This is a genomic window from Lysinibacillus sp. A4 (assembly GCF_024919535.1).
GTDB classification, from domain to species: domain Bacteria; phylum Bacillota; class Bacilli; order Bacillales_A; family Planococcaceae; genus Lysinibacillus; species Lysinibacillus capsici.
Genome location: NZ_JANWTB010000008.1, coordinates 34,769 through 53,439, shown reverse-complemented (window position 1 = coordinate 53,439; position 18,671 = coordinate 34,769). Strand labels below are relative to the sequence as shown.

18 protein-coding genes are annotated in these 18,671 nt (G+C 34.7%); 2 read left to right on the top strand and 16 right to left on the bottom strand.

Annotation, left to right across the window (positions count from 1 at the left end):
- Positions 1-300 precede the first annotated feature (300 nt).
- From NY607_RS16670 to NY607_RS16650, 5 genes are all read right to left on the bottom strand, one after another.
- Positions 301-462, bottom strand: a complete 162-nt coding sequence (locus NY607_RS16670) for a hypothetical protein (RefSeq protein ID WP_259420018.1) — start codon at positions 460-462, stop codon at positions 301-303.
- Positions 463-1,424: 962 nt separating this feature from the next.
- Entirely contained in the window at positions 1,425-1,727 is a 303-nt protein-coding gene (locus tag NY607_RS16665) for a hypothetical protein (RefSeq protein ID WP_259420017.1), read from the bottom strand.
- An 85-nt stretch (positions 1,728-1,812) separates the two neighbouring features.
- Positions 1,813-2,259 carry a JAB domain-containing protein gene (locus tag NY607_RS16660; protein WP_259420016.1) on the bottom strand — a complete coding sequence of 149 codons (447 nt, stop codon included), beginning with the start codon at positions 2,257-2,259 and terminating at the stop codon, positions 1,813-1,815.
- A gap of 107 nt (positions 2,260-2,366) precedes the next feature.
- Positions 2,367-2,849: a DUF1643 domain-containing protein gene (locus NY607_RS16655; protein ID WP_259420015.1), complete on the bottom strand. Its 483-nt coding sequence runs from the start codon at positions 2,847-2,849 to the stop codon at positions 2,367-2,369.
- A gap of 81 nt (positions 2,850-2,930) precedes the next feature.
- A complete protein-coding gene (locus tag NY607_RS16650; protein WP_259420014.1) occupies positions 2,931-3,377 on the bottom strand; it encodes a JAB domain-containing protein in 447 nt (148 codons plus the stop codon).
- A 116-nt stretch (positions 3,378-3,493) separates the two neighbouring features.
- Between NY607_RS16650 and NY607_RS16645 the strand changes: the two genes are divergently transcribed.
- Positions 3,494-4,198: a hypothetical protein gene (locus NY607_RS16645; RefSeq protein ID WP_259420013.1), complete on the top strand. Its 705-nt coding sequence runs from the start codon at positions 3,494-3,496 to the stop codon at positions 4,196-4,198.
- Between the two features lie 107 nt (positions 4,199-4,305).
- Here the strand turns inward: NY607_RS16645 and NY607_RS16640 are convergent, their stop codons facing one another.
- The 10 genes from NY607_RS16640 to NY607_RS16595 form a co-directional block, all read right to left on the bottom strand.
- Complete coding sequence (locus NY607_RS16640) at positions 4,306-6,195, bottom strand: Eco57I restriction-modification methylase domain-containing protein (protein WP_259420012.1); 1,890 nt, start codon at positions 6,193-6,195, stop codon at positions 4,306-4,308.
- A gap of 67 nt (positions 6,196-6,262) precedes the next feature.
- Positions 6,263-6,742 (bottom strand): 23S rRNA (pseudouridine(1915)-N(3))-methyltransferase RlmH, encoded by a 480-nt coding sequence (rlmH, locus tag NY607_RS16635; RefSeq protein ID WP_016992305.1) that lies wholly within the window; start codon positions 6,740-6,742, stop codon positions 6,263-6,265.
- A 90-nt stretch (positions 6,743-6,832) separates the two neighbouring features.
- The gene (locus tag NY607_RS16630) at positions 6,833-6,997 is read right to left on the bottom strand and encodes a CxxH/CxxC protein (protein WP_004233391.1); all 165 of its coding nucleotides are present in this window, start codon (positions 6,995-6,997) and stop codon (positions 6,833-6,835) included.
- 244 nt (positions 6,998-7,241) lie between these two features.
- Complete coding sequence (locus NY607_RS16625; RefSeq protein ID WP_131521735.1) at positions 7,242-8,537, bottom strand: S1C family serine protease; 1,296 nt, start codon at positions 8,535-8,537, stop codon at positions 7,242-7,244.
- A 166-nt stretch (positions 8,538-8,703) separates the two neighbouring features.
- A complete protein-coding gene (locus tag NY607_RS16620) occupies positions 8,704-9,492 on the bottom strand; it encodes an MBL fold metallo-hydrolase (protein ID WP_048395252.1) in 789 nt (262 codons plus the stop codon).
- Complete coding sequence (locus NY607_RS16615) at positions 9,492-10,316, bottom strand: two-component system regulatory protein YycI (RefSeq protein WP_048395249.1); 825 nt, start codon at positions 10,314-10,316, stop codon at positions 9,492-9,494. The genes NY607_RS16620 and NY607_RS16615 overlap by 1 nt, the downstream gene beginning before the upstream one ends.
- Positions 10,303-11,628 (bottom strand): YycH family regulatory protein, encoded by a 1,326-nt coding sequence (locus NY607_RS16610; RefSeq protein ID WP_048395247.1) that lies wholly within the window; start codon positions 11,626-11,628, stop codon positions 10,303-10,305. Before NY607_RS16610 ends, NY607_RS16615 begins: the two co-directional genes overlap by 14 nt.
- Positions 11,625-13,490 carry a cell wall metabolism sensor histidine kinase WalK gene (walK, locus tag NY607_RS16605; protein WP_131521732.1) on the bottom strand — a complete coding sequence of 622 codons (1,866 nt, stop codon included), beginning with the start codon at positions 13,488-13,490 and terminating at the stop codon, positions 11,625-11,627. Before walK ends, NY607_RS16610 begins: the two co-directional genes overlap by 4 nt.
- 5 nt (positions 13,491-13,495) lie before the next feature.
- The gene (yycF, locus tag NY607_RS16600) at positions 13,496-14,209 is read right to left on the bottom strand and encodes a response regulator YycF (protein ID WP_036077923.1); all 714 of its coding nucleotides are present in this window, start codon (positions 14,207-14,209) and stop codon (positions 13,496-13,498) included.
- A gap of 214 nt (positions 14,210-14,423) precedes the next feature.
- Complete coding sequence (locus NY607_RS16595) at positions 14,424-15,884, bottom strand: peptidoglycan DD-metalloendopeptidase family protein (RefSeq protein ID WP_259420011.1); 1,461 nt, start codon at positions 15,882-15,884, stop codon at positions 14,424-14,426.
- 401 nt (positions 15,885-16,285) lie between these two features.
- Here NY607_RS16595 and NY607_RS16590 point away from each other — a divergent pair, with 401 nt between their 5' ends.
- Positions 16,286-17,125 (top strand): YitT family protein, encoded by an 840-nt coding sequence (locus NY607_RS16590; protein WP_227744975.1) that lies wholly within the window; start codon positions 16,286-16,288, stop codon positions 17,123-17,125.
- A gap of 44 nt (positions 17,126-17,169) precedes the next feature.
- Here the strand turns inward: NY607_RS16590 and NY607_RS16585 are convergent, their stop codons facing one another.
- Positions 17,170-18,459, bottom strand: coding sequence for an adenylosuccinate synthase (locus NY607_RS16585; protein WP_004233375.1), 1,290 nt, complete (start codon positions 18,457-18,459; stop codon positions 17,170-17,172).
- Positions 18,460-18,671 lie beyond the last annotated feature (212 nt).

Genomic DNA, 18,671 nt, shown 5'->3' with positions numbered 1-18,671 from the left:
GGTATTAGGAGACAATTTTCAATTTTCTATCATTTCTTTTTGAGGAATACTTGACACTAAACTAGTAGCTAACCTAACTCCCATTTCTAAAACAAAAGAGAATAGCTTTAATTAGCTATTCACTCTAATTTCTTACCTTACAAACAGTGTATAGTACAATTGAAATCACTTATCTCCAAAGCTCAGCCAGAACTTTTAGCTAATTATTGGACATCTAATCCTGTAATATAAAACTCACCATCTATTAATTCAACTGGATATCTGCTGTTTTGTTCCGTATCGCTAAAACCTTGCTCTGGGTTATCTATTGTGAAATATTCCGTCCTTTACTTCTTGGAGACGCTCATCTACATACACGACATCTGACAACTTTTGATGGTCATAGTTAAAAACACCTTGTTTTGTTACATACACATCAGCGTATTTAATGGTTTGACCAGCCTTTAATTCTTCCCACATCATCTCTCACCTCCTCATTCAATTGATTTTTTACTACTATTTATTAGAAGTAATTGATAATGACTAATATTGTAGATTGAGACATGCTTCTTCCACCGAACGAAACTAGGAATGACGGTTTGGGCAACAAAAAAAGCCCAAACATAACAACAGCTAAATTGACCTAATAAAAGGCAATAGCTATTTGTTATGCTTAGGCTTTCTGATACAATCCCTTAACTCGATTGTAGGTCAGTGAAAAGTTAGCATGCGCGTGACATATTGTCGGCAGAGGCTTCCTGTGCATATCATCTTATCTAGTGATTATTCGTTAAAAAAGTAGCTTATTCATACTACAATTCATCATCTGTTCCAACGTTAGTTGGTATTTACAATATATAATAGCAATAATGATTTTTCAATCTAAAAGTCTAAAAACCTTTTATTTTAAGTAATCCCTGAACTATAGTAAGTGAAATAAATTATATTAAAATATATTTTTCTTTTATTCATTCGGCTAAACCCCGGCACGTCCTATCGGTAAAGAAGATTGCTATTTTTTTACCGTCTATTTACTATACAGTTAAAAGTAAATATTTTGTCTAAAATGTGAACGATGACTATTTATTCCCTATTGTGATTCCCATGTAAATCGGAGAAAAAATATTGCTTTCTACTGTAAGTTACGGGTTTTCGGGTTTTTGGCTCTTAAATGATTAAACGAACCTCCTCTATGCAAAAAAATAACTAGCAGCAAATGAATCTACTGCTAGTTACTTAATCATTTATTCTCGTTGATAATCTCTCTTGCCACCTCAGTTGCAACAGCTACTACAACCGCTCCGATTACTTTTTCCCACATTTCATAACACCTCCTCCACTATTGAAATATCGGATTGCTTACTAAACTTCCAATTCAACTGGCACATGGTGAATAAACCACTTTACATATTTGGCATATATCAACTCTTCATTATCAACGCTTTTTATATTGAATCCTCCTGTTCAGATTGCATTATTACTTCATCATTTTTTAGTAATACCTCATAATTTTCTATGTTCCCCGTCTCAACATCAATTAACGTATAGTAATCACCCTTCTCATCCGTATAGTTTGCACTTTCACAAATTACTGGGTCTGCTAAATGTGCAATAACGTGTATTGGCACTAGTTGCTCGTCTATTTCGTCTGGCATCAACCAAACTGTTTCATAACCGATTTCATGAAGCTCAATTACCTTCCCTAATTTCTCCTCCAGTATCTCGATTAATCGTTTAACTGCAATCACCTTCAATATCCTCCTATTCTTTTGAAAATAAAAAGCCCCAACATCCTTTTCAGATGTTAGAGCCTATAAGCCACTTAAATTCATTTTAAAAATATCCTTTCTCCTTTAATGATACATAACGGTCATCACCCAAAATGATATGGTCGATTAACCCAATTCCAACAATTCGCCCTACTTCTGATAATCGCTCCTTTACTTCAATATCTTCTGGACTTGGTGTAGGGTCGCCTGATGGGTGTGGATGACAGCAGATAATGGAAGCAGCATTGCTTAGAATATCTGTTTTCATGACCTCTCTCGGATGAACGATACTAGCGTTGATACTGCCAATGTGAACTGTACTAATGTTTGTTAGTTGATTTTTTGTATCCAAGCACGCAACGATGAAATGCTCTCGATCAACTTCCCCTAGATATTCTCGGAACAGCTCTGCAATATCTTGTGGGCTACGAATATGTCGGTTTCTGTACAACATGCTGGATTCCTTAACTAATTTAACTGATACGATGTTTACTCGTTTTGATGGTTGCATATAATTACCTCCTAGGATGTATTCAAGGAAATAATATATGTCATATTTTTTGTTGAAACATCTTTACAACTAATCCACCTGCTCTACAGTTGGCGTATCGTAAGGTATTAATTTCCATTCATTTTTTTCGCTGGGTACAAGGGATGAAAACCTTTTCTACCTTTTGGACATTCGATTTGAAGTAAGTTTGCTTGTTTATCAAGTAAAATCGCTACCATCATTTTCAAGCGATTAACCGCTAACTTGTTTGACTCAATACCAGTACCAATAGCAATAACGACATCATCCACTTTTGTCATTTCCTCTTGCAGATACTTTAAATTTTCAACTGCTGACTCATTGGAGTTTGCACCTATAATAGTAGGAAATAAATTCATAATGATTACAGAGCCATAGTCTAACCTTGCTAAGTTGTTTGTCACATACATGGTCGTATGATCTTGTTCAACTTCGTTTGTTTCACCAGCACTTTTCATGATAACAAGAGCCGCCTTTTTGCTTTTGTTCCATTCCTTACGTACAACATACTTATTTGCCAATGCATCATCAAAAACAATTTCTGTTTTTAGCGTACTTTTAAAAACCTTCATCTGCTTCAATCCTTTCATTGCAAACTAAAAGCCCTAACACCGATGACCGATGTTAGAGCTTATTTAAATTGCTTATTCATATTAGAAATAACCTTTCTCTTTTAGTGAAATAAACTTATCATCTCCAAGAATGATATGGTCAAGAAGTTCAATAGAAAGTAGTTTACAAGCTGCTGCTAAACGTTCTGTCACTTCTATATCTTCTGGACTTGGAGTTGGATCGCCCGACGGATGTGAATGGCATATCAAAATCGAATTTGAATTTGACAAAATTGCAGTTTTCATTACCTCACGTGGATGTAAGATACTGGCATTAAGACTACCAATGTGGACTGTACTGATGTTTGTTGGTTGGTTCTTTGTGTCGAGACACGCAACGACAAAGTGCTCTCGGTCTACGTCTCCAAGGTAGTCTAGGAAAAGCTCGTAGCTATCTTGTGGACTGCGGACTCTACGTTGCTTGTAGAGCATACTTGATTCTTTTACTAATTTTACTGAAACAATGTTTACACGTTTGGCTGATTGCATCTAGTAACCTCCTTTATTTATATCAATAAAATAATATATATTTAAAAATATATTTAGTACACTTTAAATTTACTATTACTAATTTTTAGACTATTATTGAATAAAGGAGGGAAATTATGGATTTTAAAATTTATGAAAAAGAATTATGTACTGCAATTAAAAATGTTGTTATAAAGATTATCGAAGAAAACCCTATTATGAATATTCCTTCTCGCTCAAGATCTGGAGCAGAAATAAGTGATTTTCTTGAGGCTTGCTTCGTATCAAAAGTAAACGATAATGCTAATCCTCTATTATCAGATGCTTCCCAAGCTCCACCTGGTGCAACAAAAAATCCATTTGATGCAAAATGTACATTTGAATTTCAGGATAGAGAAGAATTAATTTGGATCGACTTTAAAGCTTGTAAGATTTCTTCGGCTGATAGTAATCCTGATATCGGTACACCAAAAAAAGTTGTTGAATTTATAAAAGATGGGCATTTTTACTTAGTTTATGTGATTGTTTATTACACTGCTGAAGGAGATACATCTGTTTTCGCTAAATTTAACAATGAATTTGTAAAAGTCTATTCATTAAAAGATGTTAATCATACTTTTAGACTAAATCCAAAACCACAGCTACAAGTAAATATTTCAGCTGAGCCAGAATATCGTACACGTGAAGAATTTATTGAAATTTTGATTCAAAAGCATTATGAATCATATGATCGACAACTAAAAAGTATAGCTGAAAAACGAAGTAAGTTAGAAGATTTAAAAGAAGATTTAATTAAAGCAAATAAGGTCTCGGAAAGCCGAGTAAATTATAAAGTTAAATAAAAATTATATTAGATTACAAATAAAAAATGTTAGACATACTGTATGTCTAACATTTTTTGCTGTATCACAATATATCAATACTTTATTTGCCCAAAATACCATTGACTTTAAAATGACTTAATATATTCTTCAATATAATTAATTTCCAAAGATGATAATCCATAGTAAGAATACAGTATTTCATCAATTTCTTTCAAAGCTTCTTCTATTTTTACGCTCTCAGTATAAATTGCATTAGTTATTTTTAATAACTTATCGTAAACTTTAGAGCTATATGTTACTCTAATTTTTTTTAAATCTCCTACTTTTATTTGAGGTTGCTTACCTTTAGCTGTTCTGATAATTCTTGTACTTAATGCGTAAAAAGTGCTTAATTTCGAATTTAATTGAGAACAAGTTACTTTCAAATCGTTAATTGTTTCTATAGTTGAGTTCGAAAGTGACAAACAGTATAAGCTGTTATTTGCAGCAGAAAGTTCATCAGTATAAGTAGCTATTATTTCTTTTGCAGATTGTCTAATAAATAATTTGGGAGATTTATACACTTCTAAATCCCCTAAACCTATTCTCTTTTTATTTTTTATCCCTTTTGCTTCGAGTTCCAACTTTAATTTATCATTTATTTCATCTTGCAACGATTTATTATAGATAAAGTATTTTTCAAAATTCAAACTTGAAAATTTGTTTTTTAAACTTTTAGAACCTACATAATACGGCATTACTGGCAGATCATCACTTACATTTGATTTATCAAAAGTAGTAAATTGTTCTTCCATATCTAACATCATTGTGCACGTTCTTAAAGATTTTTTAGGATACTTTGATGCCAGTTCCTTCGATTGTTTTTCAATTTTTTTTATTATTTCTATCGCCTTATCATCAATAACTGAAAATTTATATTCATCTTCATTGTACCAATTTAATTGAGGAATCTCATACTTTTTATTCGTTTCTAAATCTGTTACTTTAACAAGATTATTTAAAGCCTTTTCAGTGCTATTAATTTTCTTGAGTTGAATAATTACTTGCCCACTACCTACATTTTCAAAGCTAGAAAAATCTCTAATTATATTTATAATTTTGGAGTTTATTAATAGATATTTTCTTAAGTCTGCAAAAGCAGTTTCAAATATGCTAATATCTACGATAAAAATTAATTCTCCATTTTCCTTCAACCAATGTAATGACTGTTCAAAGAAAAACATCGTAATATTAAATTTACCATTCTTAACCGTCTTGGGTACAAAATCATAATTATCAATGTAATAGTTTCTAAGTTCCTCTGTTTTTTTCATATCTCTCCTACCATAGAGAGTAATATACGGAGGATTACCGATGATTAAATCGAACTTCGAATCGTCATTCTTTAATTGCTTTTTAAAATTGGTTCCTTCTTCAGACTCAACAAATTCGGTTACATTACCAAATAGATTATCTGATAATAAATCCTGTCCATTATTTTTAAAGGTCGCATCTGTTTGAATTAGTTTTAGAGACCATTTATCAAGTTCTTCTAATTCAATTTTATATAATGCTCGAATACAATTTTTAATATTCAATTCTGTAAAATATAGCATTTCACTAGAAATATCAAGCATGTACACATTTTCAATGATTTCCTTTAAATCATTCAATTTCACATCTTGTTTATACAGTTTATGAATTAAACCGATTACAAATAGACCTACGCCAACAGAAGGCTCTAATAGCCTTTTTCCAATTAAACTTTTATAGTTATTAAAATCTATAACATGCTCTAACATTAGTTCTACAATCTTGATGTTATTTGTATGAAATTGCCCAGTTTTTTTGAGTTCATCGCTTTTATAGACTTTATTAATCTTGCTAGACATTTCAAAAATGAAATTTACTACATTATTTGCTAGATCACTATTAGAATTTATTTTACTAAAGTATGAATTATATTCATCAGTAACTTTCTTGAACTTGTCTTCAATAAGACCATCTGATAATTGCTTTGTTATCATTGTTTGCATTATTTCCACCTTAATATTTTATGTTTTAGTAACTTAAATTCTATCATAACACATAAAAAAACCGCACTTACTTATGATAAGGTTCCCCCTTCATAATCCTAAAACTACGGTAAATCTGCTCGACTAGCACAAGCTTCATGAGCTGGTGAGGAAGTGTCATCTTACCAAAAGATTGTTGCTCATCTGCACGCTTTAACACATCATCATGCAGACCGAGGGAGCCGCCGATGACGAAGGCAATTTTGCTTTTGCCGTAGGTCATGAGGGATTCGATGTCGGCAGCCATTTGTTCGGAGGTTTTCATTTTGCCGTTGATGGCTAGGGCGATTACGTAAGCATCTGGGCTAATTTTCGCCAGGATGCGTTCGCCCTCTTTTTTCTTGACGATATCCATTTCAGCTTCACTTAGTTGTTCAGGTGCCTTTTCGTCTGGCACTTCAACCAAATCCATTTTTGCATAGCCGCCAAGACGTTTTACGTACTCATCGATCCCCATTTTTAAGTACTTTTCTTTTAGCTTGCCGACTGATACAATCGTTATATTCACACGTTATCCACCTTTACAATTCATTTACAAACAAATTATCCACAAAAGTTATCAACATATCCACATGTCATTTCTATATATTGTGTAAAGTTATTTACTTGATACAATATATTCTGCTGCCTGTTCACAGTAGCTACACTTTGTGGATAACTTTTTATCCTCTTCGATTTTATCCATAATTGGGAACACTTTTTGTTCTGCTACAAACATGTCTAAAGCGTGATCTATATGGCTTTCACAGCTGTACTTTTCCATTTTTTGATGTCTCCTTATTTTCCGAAATTTCCACAAACTTATTCACAAATCAGTCTATGTTATCCACAATCTATTGTAACAAAGTAATAGCAGGTATGGAAGAAGTGCCTTTTACTCCCGATTTGCTGTGCGGAAATAGTATTCACAATTTTCTAGTTATCCACAATATTTCATAAAAGTATTTTCTCCATCCTCATAAAAAAGCGATGAAGACCGATTAGATCTCCATCGCTTTTCATATTCTTTACAATGTATTACCGTTTGTTAATGTTAGTGATAGCTCGACTAATTTACCTTGACGGTACACTTTTAATGTTAGCTTATCACCAATTTTTTTGTCATTATATAAATGCTTGCGTAAATCAATGGTTGTTTCAATTTTTTGACCATCCATCTCTACAATAACATCGTATTGTTGAACCCCTGCTTTTAAGGCTGGTGAGTTATTCATGACATCTGTTACAACAACACCTGTTGTCACTTCTGCAGGTAATTTTAATGTTTGTTGTTGATAGAATGATGGCACATCTGTTAAATCTGCAAGTGAAACTCCCATTGTTGGACGTTTCATTTCTCCATTTTTCTCTAGCTCCTCGATAATTGGAATAGCTGAATTAATTGGAATAGAGAACCCTAAACCTTCAACTGAGGATTCAGCAATTTTCATGGAGTTAATTCCTACTAATTCTCCAGCTAAGTTTACAAGTGCTCCACCACTATTCCCTGGGTTAATCGCAGCATCTGTTTGCAAGACTTCTTGTTGCCAATCTTCTGTGCCATCACCATTTAAGTCTACTGGTACAGAACGGTCTTTACCTGAAACAACACCAGTTGTCACAGAACCATAGAAGTCTAAACCAAGTGGGTTACCAATGGCAATCACTGTTTCACCTTGTTTTAATACATCTGAATTCCCGAATGTCGCAACTGTTTTAACATTTTTAGAGTTAATAGAAATAACTGCAAGGTCCGTCCAAACATCGTGACCCACTAATTGTGCAGGTTCTTTTGTTCCGTCTGGCATTGTGACCTCTAACTGCTTTGCCCCTTCAATAACATGGTTATTTGTGATGATAAAGGCTTTGTCACCTTCAATTTTATAAACAACACCTGAACCGCTTCCTGCTTCTTTTGTTGTCGTTGATGGTGGGCTCCAAAAACCTCCGCTTGTGACTTCTTGAATATTTGTGATACCGACAACTGCTTGTGAGGCTTTATCAACTGCAGTTGTCACATCTGTTGTTACTTCTGTAGCTACCTGATTAATTGTTGTGTTATTTTTTCCTGTATTACTTGTTGTTGTTCCAGGCATTTGATTGACAAGTCCTGGTAGCATAAGCCACACAAGTAAAGCACCTATAATGACACCGACCAGACCACTAAAGAAATAGCCGCCTTTACCTCCTCCACCTTTCTTTTTCATGCGCTTAGTCTGCATTTCTTGCTCCTCGCGCTCTAGTCTTTCTTGAAGAGGTGATTTCGGTACTTCATCCTTTTTAAGGAAATCACTGTTTTTATCATCATCTTGGAAATAGCTCATGTTCGTCATCCTTTCCTTTAAGTGCTATCTAATTAGTTGTTACCCTAATCTTACGATTCAAACATTAAAATCAGATGAAAAACAAATAAAATAGGCATAAAAAAAGCTGCTCAATGCATTTTTGTATGCGTTGAACAGCTTCAAATTTTGTCTAAATAGCCTATGATTAAACCGTCACCAATTTTGTTGGTTCTTCTGCATCCGTATCAAATAGATGAACATGCTCACCAACAAGGATGCCACAAGATTGTAAGGTTTGTGCGACACTCATACGTGCTAGCTCTTTCATATTATTATCTTTACTTAAATGTGAAAGATAAATATTGGTCGTCTTATCAAATACAACCTCACTCATTGCAATTGCTGCATCCTCATTAGACACATGTCCTACATCACTTAAAATACGACGTTTAATAGACCAAGGATAGCGTCCCATTTGTAGCATATTGACATCATGATTACTTTCAAAGACAAAAGAATCAGCGCCTCGAATAATTCCTTTCATACGATCACTGACATAGCCTGTATCTGTAATAATAACAAGCTTGCGATCATTTTCATGAAAAGTATAGAACATTGGATCTGCTGCATCGTGTGAAACAGCAAAGGATTCAACAGCTAAAGAACCAAAATGCTTCACTGTATCCATTTCAAATTCAAAACGTTGCTCTACAGGAATGTCCCCAATAAGCCCATCCATTGCCTGCCACGTTTTGGCGTTTGCGTAAATTGGTACATTATATTTCCGTGCCAGTACACCAATTCCTTTAATATGATCACTATGCTCATGTGTAACAAAGATACCACTGAGCTGCTTCATATTACGGTCGATTTTTGTAAATAACTGCTCCATCTTTTTCCCACTAAGACCCGCATCAACGATAAAAGCATGATCGTCATTCTCTACATAAATCGAATTCCCTGTACTGCCACTTGCTAAAACACTAAATCGCATTATTCAACTCCCCAGTCTTCTTCTTCGCTCTCTTGCTTGTCCTCCTGGATTTCGATGACTTTACCTTCTACTGCATTCACAAAGTACTCCTCTTTTGTCCCATCAGATAATTTCACTTGAACTTCCCATGTTGGCACCAATACCTGAGTACGTGTTAATTTAACAAGCGTTGAGTAACCTAGTTTCATTTGTGTAATGCGAGAATCAGGCTTGAGCGGTCCCTTTGCATACAAAGTTTGAATAATTTGAAGTGGTGGAATAACTGTTTCCTGCTGTTCCATTTCTTCAATATTATCAATCATTGTTTGCTCATACATTGTTACTTCGTTATTAGCATTCCATTTTATTTTTAATGAACCACTATAATAGAACATTCGATTGTTTGTCTTTTGGAAAAAAATTGCGACTCGTTCTTCGCGGTCTATTTTCCATAAAGCATAAGATGCACCTTCAATGATGTTTGCTAGGACAAAATCTGTAAAGCTTGCGTCATCACTTACATTACGTAATTTAACAGGCCTCATAAAAATAACACGAGCCTTTGTATTATTATCATCCTTAAATTTAACTTGCTGGTTACTATTATTAAATTCGGCTGGTGTGAATTTATGCACTTGAGCTGTCATATACGAAGCAGATTCAATATTATTTGGTAATGTGCCGTACGTAATATTATCATCCTTTAAACGAGCTTCTATTGTTCTTTCACCTGGTACCTCAATATCTTTTGCTTCATTATAGCGATTGACATAAAGTGAATACAAGAAGATGTTCAGTATTAAAAAAACGAATATAAAAATAGATTTTGTTCTATTCCAATCCATTTTTAACACCTCCTAATACTTCAGGAGTCAGTTTAGTCCATGTACCATTACGAATAACAAACCAACAAGGTTCAAATATAAATATATTCTGTTCTTGATTTTGTGTTAAATAATAGCCTAAGACGATTTCATCGATATCAGACAGAGGAATACTGTTAGCGCTTTTTAATCTCTCTGCGATCTCCGCACCTGATGCTAACTCTTTGATTTCTTTCTCCAATGATATATCCATATCCAATGAGAAGTATGGACGCTTATAATGGAAAATTCGACTATCTCCCCAAATCGTTGTCATTCGTGTAATGACATGATTGCTATAGACAGGGAAACCTTGCAAATACATTTGATAATCTATTTGATTTTTATTGGTATTGGATGAAGCATAGCGGAAATCTGCGGTAAATCCTCCATGCTCATTAATAAATTCAAAGCTATCCTTTAAAAGCTTGGATGGCTCGACTCTAATACTACTTTCTGCAGCAGGATAAACATAGTTTAATGATTTAAGATTTGTTTCTAGGGTCATTAACGACATACCATCTGTATATTTTTCAGAGGATGCACTTTCCACATTCCGCTGCACAATATTTGGATCTGGGAATAATACATTTTTAAATAGTTCTGGCGTAATATCCTCAATAAAATACGTATATTTTACAGATTCAATATTACTGTTCGCCAAATAAAGAGATGTATAGCCTTCTCTTTCTACTTCTTTAAAAACCTCATATTTTTTGGCAGGCTCTATGACTTCCTGTATAAATTGATTCATGTTTGGCACACTGACATGTGAGCGGAATAATGATTGGTTATTACCACTAATGTAATACAACATCAATTCTTTACTATTGTAATTACTCCAATCTATAATCATACGATTGAACGTTGTTTCTGGTAATTCCTTATCAGTGAACTGAAAGGTTGTGTTAAAAGCTGAAAAAGGAATCTCTCCTGTAAAAAATATTGTCATTCGATGATCTGCGCCAATAATTTGATTCACATAGTTTGCAGAAAGATTATTGTTTACAGACACCAAATCTAAAACATTCCAGCCTTTAAATACTTTCATCATGTCTTTCATAGCTGCATTAGAAACTGTGCCTGTAAACTCTTCTTCAGATCGGAAAATAGCCTTGTATGGTCGAATAATATCCTCCATATCCTTTTGCGGCTTAATTAAAATTTCCTCGCCCTCTGTTTTTTCAATATATTTATAATCAGGTGTATAGGTCCAAATTAAAAAAGTTAAAATCACACTCAGCATAACAAGTAGAAATAATACAACAGATTTAACTGGCTCTATATATTTCATTCCCACTCACCTGCCTCACCAAATTCATCTGCATCATATGGTAATGTGAAGAAAATTGTTGTACCCTGTCCTTCTTCACTTTCAGCCCAAATCTTACCGCCGTGTGCTTCAATCATTTCCCGCGCAATAGCTAATCCCAAGCCTGTTCCTCCCATAGAACGAGCACGGGCACGATCCACACGATAGAAGCGATCAAAAATACGGCCAACATTTTCTTTAGGAATACCCATGCCATCATCTGAAATCATGACTTTCAACATGTCATCCTGTCCCGTAAAGCCAAAGCGAATATTGCCACCATCTGGAGAATATTTAATAGCATTGGAAATGATATTATCAATAACCTGTGTGATTTTATCCGTATCAATTTCTACATAAAAGGAGGTTTCAGGGAATAATCGTTCAAAATGTACCTTGTCAGACTTAGACATTTCAAATCTGTCTATAATGCGGTTAAAGAATGAATTAAATAAGACAATATCTTTATTCAACTCGTAATCTGAACTATCCATTCTTGATAACTGCAGTAAATCATTTACTAGACGAATCATACGCTCTGTTTCGGTTTGTGTCACATTTAAAAACGTAGGAGCAATATTTTCATCTTTCCATGCACCATCTGCAAGTGCCTCTAAATAACTGCGCATTGTTGTTAATGGCGTTCTTAACTCATGTGATACATTCGATACGAATTCCCGACGATCCATTTCAATCTTTTCTTGCTCTGTTATATCGTGCAAAACAGTAATCAGACCATTAATAAAGCCTGTTTCTTTTTGAATAACAGAGAAATTAGCACGAAGTATATAGGGAGCATCCGCTGTACTGAAGTTTAAATTCACGGCATCATTCATATGAATTAAGTCTTCAAAACTATATTCCTGATCAATCCCCAATACAGAGGCGATAGGACGTCCTAATGTAATATCTCTTGAAATATGCAGTAATTCCAATGCAGGGTCATTAATGAGAATAATACGTCCCTTACGATCTGTTGCAATTACACCATCTGTCATATTACTTAGAACTGAATCTAGCTTTCGACGTTCAGCTTCTGTGGTCGATTGTGCTTCCTGCAAACGATTGGTTAGATGATTAAAGGTGATGGCTAGTTGGCCGATTTCATCTGTACCATATACACGTACCTTTCGAGAATAGTTCCCCTTCGCCATTGCCTGAGCCTGCTTTCGCATATCAGCAATAGGCTGTGTAATCGTTCTTGCCACAAGAATACCTAAGAAGATGGTAATGACCAAGGACATTGCCGTACCACCAAGGAAAATCTGATTAATATCATTCATTTGTTCAAAAACTGATTCAATATTGGCTTCAATATAGAGTACACCAATGATTTCATCGTCTGGTCCTGCACCCGCACGAATGGGATTCGCTAATACCCACACACGATTTCTCGTCTTATTGTCCAGCTTAATAATATCAAACAATGTTTCGGCAGATATCGCTCGACGTACAAGGTCAGTATTAGAGCGCTGACCTATTAAATTTTGGTTTTCAAGCTCAGATGTTGCAAGTATTCTTTGTCTATTGTCAATGACACGAATTTCTAAAATATCACCATTTGAAACATCCCTTAAACCAGTAGAAAACTCCATAACAATTGATTTTAGGCTCTCCTCTAGTTTAGGCATGCTTTCATCGCGTTCCTTTAAAATTTCCTCACGAAGACTATATTGCATCAAGTCAACTCGCTGAAAAATGGAATCTTGGAAGTTGCTCTTCAAATTTCTTTCTAATTCACGAGCGAAATAGATACCGATAATTTGTAAAGCAAGCAATATTAATAAAATATAAATCAGCACTAGTTTGACATGAATGGATTTAAAGAAGCTCACTTTCTGCATTCCTATTACTCCTGTTCAGGATTTCGTAAATAATAACCTACACCACGTCGTGTGACAATCCAAGCGGGATGACTAGGATTATCCTCAATTTTTTCACGTAAACGGCGAATTGTTACATCAACAGTTCGTACATCACCAAAGTAATCATAGCCCCATACTGTTTGTAGGAGGTGCTCTCGTGTCATTACTTGTCCAATATGTTTCCCTAAATAATGAAGTAACTCAAATTCTCGATGTGTCAATTCAATTGCTTCATCACGCTTCATTACTAAATAAGCATCTGGTTGAATAACAAGCGAACCTACGACAATCTCATTCGACTCCTCCTCAGCCTCTTCTGCTGCTGGAGCGACTACTTGTAAACGGCGCATATTAGCCTTTACACGTGCAATCAGCTCTCTTGTACTAAATGGCTTTGTGACATAATCATCTGCACCCATCTCTAATCCTAATACTTTATCAATTTCAGAGCCTTTAGCTGTTAGCATAATAATCGGAAAATCATATTTTTTACGTACTTCTCTACAAACTTCCATTCCATCACGCTTTGGCAGCATAATATCTAAAAGCATTAAATCTGGTTGCTCTTCCTCTACTTTCTTTAATGCCTCATCACCATCATAAGCACAAATAACTTTATAGCCTTCTTTAATTAAATTAAATTGCAAAATATCTGCGATTGGTTTCTCATCATCAACAACTAAAATTGTTTTATTCATACATACTCTCCCTTTCGCTTCTTATCTATTCTTAAACAATGTGTATTTGTAAATTCACTACTCTTAACTCTATCATGCTTTCGGATTCTATGCATTAATCGATATTCAATCCCTCTAATACTGTGACAAAAAGCGATGTAATTCAACAATTATTTCTCGGGAAATAATAGAAAAAGACAGTCCATTATTCGGACTGCCTTCTATTCAACATGTTTTATCGGCCTACATAAGATAACGGATTTTCTAATGAACCGTTCTTTTCAACTTCAAAGTGCAAATGTGTACCTGTCGAATTTCCAGTGGAACCCATAATACCAATCACAGAACCTTTTTCCACTACTTGTCCGACTTCAACATTAATTGAAGATAAATGTCCATAAAGTGTTGTAAAACCATTATTGTGATTAATAACAATACGATTACCATAGGTGCCAGAAGTGCCAGCAGCAACAACTACACCATTATCAGCAGCTAAGATATTATAATTACTTGGTCGAGCGATATCAATACCACGATGGAAGGCTCCCCAACGTTCACCCATACCACTTGAAATATAGCCCCCGACTGCTGGCCATGCAAATTCTCCAGTTCCACGTGAAGAAATAACCTTTGTACCAACTACTTCAATTTCATCTACTGGTTGTTGAAGTATTTTTTCCTCTAAGGCAACTTTTGATGTCTGTGTACCATTTTCAGATGTTAATGCATAAGTTGTTTCTTTTTTTCCATTAACACCTTCTTGCTTGATGACCTTTTCACCTTTATACATTGTAGGATCTTCTTCAATTACTTTTTTAAACGGAATGACTTCCGCAACTTTCTTTTCCTTTTTTACTTCAAGTGTTACAAATGGCTTTGCCACAGTAACATTTATTTCTTGTCCAATTTGTAAAACTGTATCTACAGTAATACCAGGATTTAGAGCTAGTAGTTCACTTGTTGTTAAATTATGTTTTTTAGCAACTGACCCTAACACGTCTCCTGATTCAATTTTATATGTTTCTTGCTCAAGATAGCCTGTCATTAAAAACTTCACGGCTTGCTCAGGTGATAATATATCAGTTGGTGTCACTTTTTGTGATAACCCTGAAACGCCTTGTTTAAAGGAAACATTTAGAAGTCTAGCCTCACCATCTTTTAATTCTGGTAGATTATTGCTAGCTTGGCGTTTTGATAAGTTATCTAATTCTTGCTGAGAAACATATTGTAGCTTTAACATTTGAACAGTTTTCTCATAAGCTTCCGTATTCTTTAGTGATACTACTGGTTTGTGATTTACTAATAATGTAAAGGCATCTGATTTGGCCACTAAAGATTGCTTAAGTTTTGATAATGTTTCTGCATCTTTTGTTTCATTTGTAAATACTTGTTCTGGGATTATTTTAACAGCTGAGCTAGCATCAATGGATAAACCTTTGAATTGCTGACTTGCCACTTTTTCTTTTGATGCAATTATTTCTTGAATTGCTTTCTCATCAGATACTGCACCAATATATTCATTCCCCACATAGACGTGGTAAATTTTATTTAAGTTTTCTTTGTTATATTCCTTAGCAAATCCCATGTTAATCGTTAGGCTTGTCATTAAAACTACAATGATTGAAGCCTTTTTAAAAGAAGAAAAATTGTAGGTGAATCTATTGTTTTCTTCTTTTCTTTTCCAAAACGAATTCATCAATAAAGCCCCTTCCAACTTTACCCTACTGTAGGATGATTTACCCACAAGGATTTTTTGCACCCCTATAATGTACCATAAAGAAAATGACGTTTGAACGATTTCACTCTTTTGTAATGTAAATGTATTATTTATCTACTTATTGTTACATAGAATATATTTTATATAGTTTATAAATACTGTAATTTTATTCATATATTGGTTCTTAAAATTCAATTTAACTATCATTTGTATACTATTCTCAAATTTTTTCAAGTGAATTTTGACTTAATACTTTTTACTTTTTTAATATTCCGATAAAATATATATAGAAGGTACACTATTTGATTGGAGCGATTAAATTGAGTGATTCACAAACCTCTGAGATCACAACAAAAGTGTTGAGACCTCAGAAAAATAGCATGCGTAAAGTTTTTGCAAGAATTATTATGGTTTCGCTAGGCGCGATTATAATGGCATTGGGCTTGGAACTGTTTTTAGTACCCAACCACATTATGGATGGTGGTATCGTGGGTGTTTCCATTATCACATCTCATTTATTAAAATTACCCCTTGGTATTTTCATCTTCATTTTAAACTTACCTTTTATTTTTTTAGGCTATAAACAAATTGGTAAAACCTTTGCATTGTCCACAGGTCTAGGTATTACCGTACTTTCATTTTCAACACTTGCCTTACATAATATCCATCCATTTACGGAAGACACATTATTGGCAACAGTTTTTGGAGGAATGATTTTAGGAGTTGGTGTCGGAATTGTCATTCGTTATGGAGGTTCATTGGATGGAACTGAAATATTAGCTATTTTAGCTAATAGCAAAACACCTTTTTCAGTTGGAGAAATCATCATGTTCTTCAATATCATTATTTTTACGGTGGCAGGATTTATTTTTAATTGGGAGCAAGCCATGTACTCCATCATTGCATACTATATTGCCTATAAAATGATTGATATTGTTATTCAAGGATTAGAAGAATCTAAATCGGTTTATATCATAAGTGATGACATTGATGAAATTGGACAAACGATTATGGATCGACTTGGTCGTGGCGTTACTTTCCTTCACGGAGAGGGAGCTTATACGGGGAATGACAAGAAAGTCATATTTACCGTTATTACTCGTTTAGAAGAATCTAAATTAAAAACAATCGTCGCTGAAATAGATGACAATGCTTTTCTAGCCATCGGTAATATCGCCGAGGTAAAAGGTGGTCGCTTTAAGAAGAAAGATATTCACTAAAAAAGGGCATGCCGCATTTGGCACGCCCTTTTCATTTTATTTCATTATGCTTCCCAAACGTCCACTAACACGTTTGTTTGCTCACGTGCAGGTCCAACAGAGAAAGTAGCAATTTGAATGCCCGTTAGTTCGCTGATACGCTCCACATAGCGGCGTGCATTTTCAGGTAGCTCTTCTAAAGTTCTGCAGCTTGTTACATCCTCTGACCAGCCTGGAAGCTCTTCATAAATCGGCTCACATTGTTCAATAATATGAAGATTTGCTGGATACTCTGTGATTGTTTCACCTTTATAGTTATAGGCTGTACAAATTTTTACTGTTTCTAAGCCCGATAAAACATCGATAGAGTTAAGAGCAAGATGAGTAATGCCACTTACACGGCGTGAGTGACGAACAACGACTGTGTCGAACCAGCCTACACGACGTGGACGACCTGTTGTTGTACCATATTCGCGACCAACCTCACGAATTTGTTGACCTACTTCATCGAACAACTCCGTTGGGAATGGCCCATCTCCTACTCGAGATGTATAGGCCTTAGATACACCAATAACGCTTGTTACGCGTGATGGCCCAACACCTGCACCAATTGCTACTCCCCCAGCAACAGGATTTGAAGATGTTACATATGGATACGTACCTTGATCGACATCAAGTAAAATTCCTTGTGCACCTTCGAATAGCACTTTACCGCCCTCATCAAGGACATCGTTCAAAATTTTAGACGTGTCCGTAACATACTTAGCAATTTCTTGTCCGTAACCATAGTATTCCTCGAAAATTTCTTCGAATGTTACGCCTTCAACTTCATAGAATTTCTCAAATAACTTATTTTTAATGGCTAAATTATGACGTAGTTTTTCCTCAAAGATTTCCTTATCAAGTAAGTCAGCCATACGGATCCCAATACGTGCTACTTTATCTTGATAACAAGGTCCAATACCTTTACAAGTTGTGCCGATTTTATTGTCTCCACGACTTTCTTCATCCGCAATATCTTGTTTAATATGATAAGGCAAAATCACATGTGCACGATTAGAAATACGTAGATTATCTGTATTAATACCACGCTCTTGTAAACCTTTAAGCTCTGTTACTAATGATTTTGGATTCACAACTAATCCATTACCAATTACTGAAGTTTTATCTTTATAGAATATCCCTGATGGAATTAAATGTAATTTATAAGTTTCACCATCAATTTTAATGGTATGTCCTGCATTATCTCCACCGGCAAAACGAGCGATGGCATCGGCTTTGTGCGAAAGGAAATCTGTAATTTTACCTTTTCCTTCGTCTCCCCACTGTGTTCCTACAACTACTACTGATGTCATAATCAGCACCTCCGTTAGATACCTTTGTATCTCAATTTTCAAGCCTCAATTATTGTAACAATGATAGAAACAACTCGTCAATAAAAAATAGCGAAAAAACACGAACATAAAATCAAAAAATCTGATTCAACGTTCGTGTTTAATAACAGAATGGTATGAATATTATCGAACATTCAGATTAATTTAATCTAAGGGTAATATTTCATTACTAA

Coding starts and splice junctions, on each gene's coding strand:
- NY607_RS16670 (WP_259420018.1), bottom strand. CDS start 462: ATGATGTGGGAAGAATTAAAGGCTGGTCAAACCATTAAATACGCTGAT.
- NY607_RS16660 (WP_259420016.1), bottom strand. CDS start 2,259: ATGCAACCATCAAAACGAGTAAACATCGTATCAGTTAAATTAGTTAAG.
- NY607_RS16655 (WP_259420015.1), bottom strand. CDS start 2,849: ATGAAGGTTTTTAAAAGTACGCTAAAAACAGAAATTGTTTTTGATGAT.
- NY607_RS16650 (WP_259420014.1), bottom strand. CDS start 3,377: ATGCAATCAGCCAAACGTGTAAACATTGTTTCAGTAAAATTAGTAAAA.
- NY607_RS16645 (WP_259420013.1), top strand. CDS start 3,494: ATGGATTTTAAAATTTATGAAAAAGAATTATGTACTGCAATTAAAAAT.
- NY607_RS16640 (WP_259420012.1), bottom strand. CDS start 6,195: ATGCAAACAATGATAACAAAGCAATTATCAGATGGTCTTATTGAAGAC.
- NY607_RS16630 (WP_004233391.1), bottom strand. CDS start 6,997: ATGGAAAAGTACAGCTGTGAAAGCCATATAGATCACGCTTTAGACATG.
- NY607_RS16625 (WP_131521735.1), bottom strand. CDS start 8,537: ATGAGCTATTTCCAAGATGATGATAAAAACAGTGATTTCCTTAAAAAG.
- NY607_RS16620 (WP_048395252.1), bottom strand. CDS start 9,492: ATGCGATTTAGTGTTTTAGCAAGTGGCAGTACAGGGAATTCGATTTAT.
- NY607_RS16615 (WP_048395249.1), bottom strand. CDS start 10,316: ATGGATTGGAATAGAACAAAATCTATTTTTATATTCGTTTTTTTAATA.
- NY607_RS16610 (WP_048395247.1), bottom strand. CDS start 11,628: ATGAAATATATAGAGCCAGTTAAATCTGTTGTATTATTTCTACTTGTT.
- walK (WP_131521732.1), bottom strand. CDS start 13,490: ATGCAGAAAGTGAGCTTCTTTAAATCCATTCATGTCAAACTAGTGCTG.
- yycF (WP_036077923.1), bottom strand. CDS start 14,209: ATGAATAAAACAATTTTAGTTGTTGATGATGAGAAACCAATCGCAGAT.
- NY607_RS16595 (WP_259420011.1), bottom strand. CDS start 15,884: ATGAATTCGTTTTGGAAAAGAAAAGAAGAAAACAATAGATTCACCTAC.
- NY607_RS16590 (WP_227744975.1), top strand. CDS start 16,286: ATGCGTAAAGTTTTTGCAAGAATTATTATGGTTTCGCTAGGCGCGATT.
- NY607_RS16585 (WP_004233375.1), bottom strand. CDS start 18,459: ATGACATCAGTAGTAGTTGTAGGAACACAGTGGGGAGACGAAGGAAAA.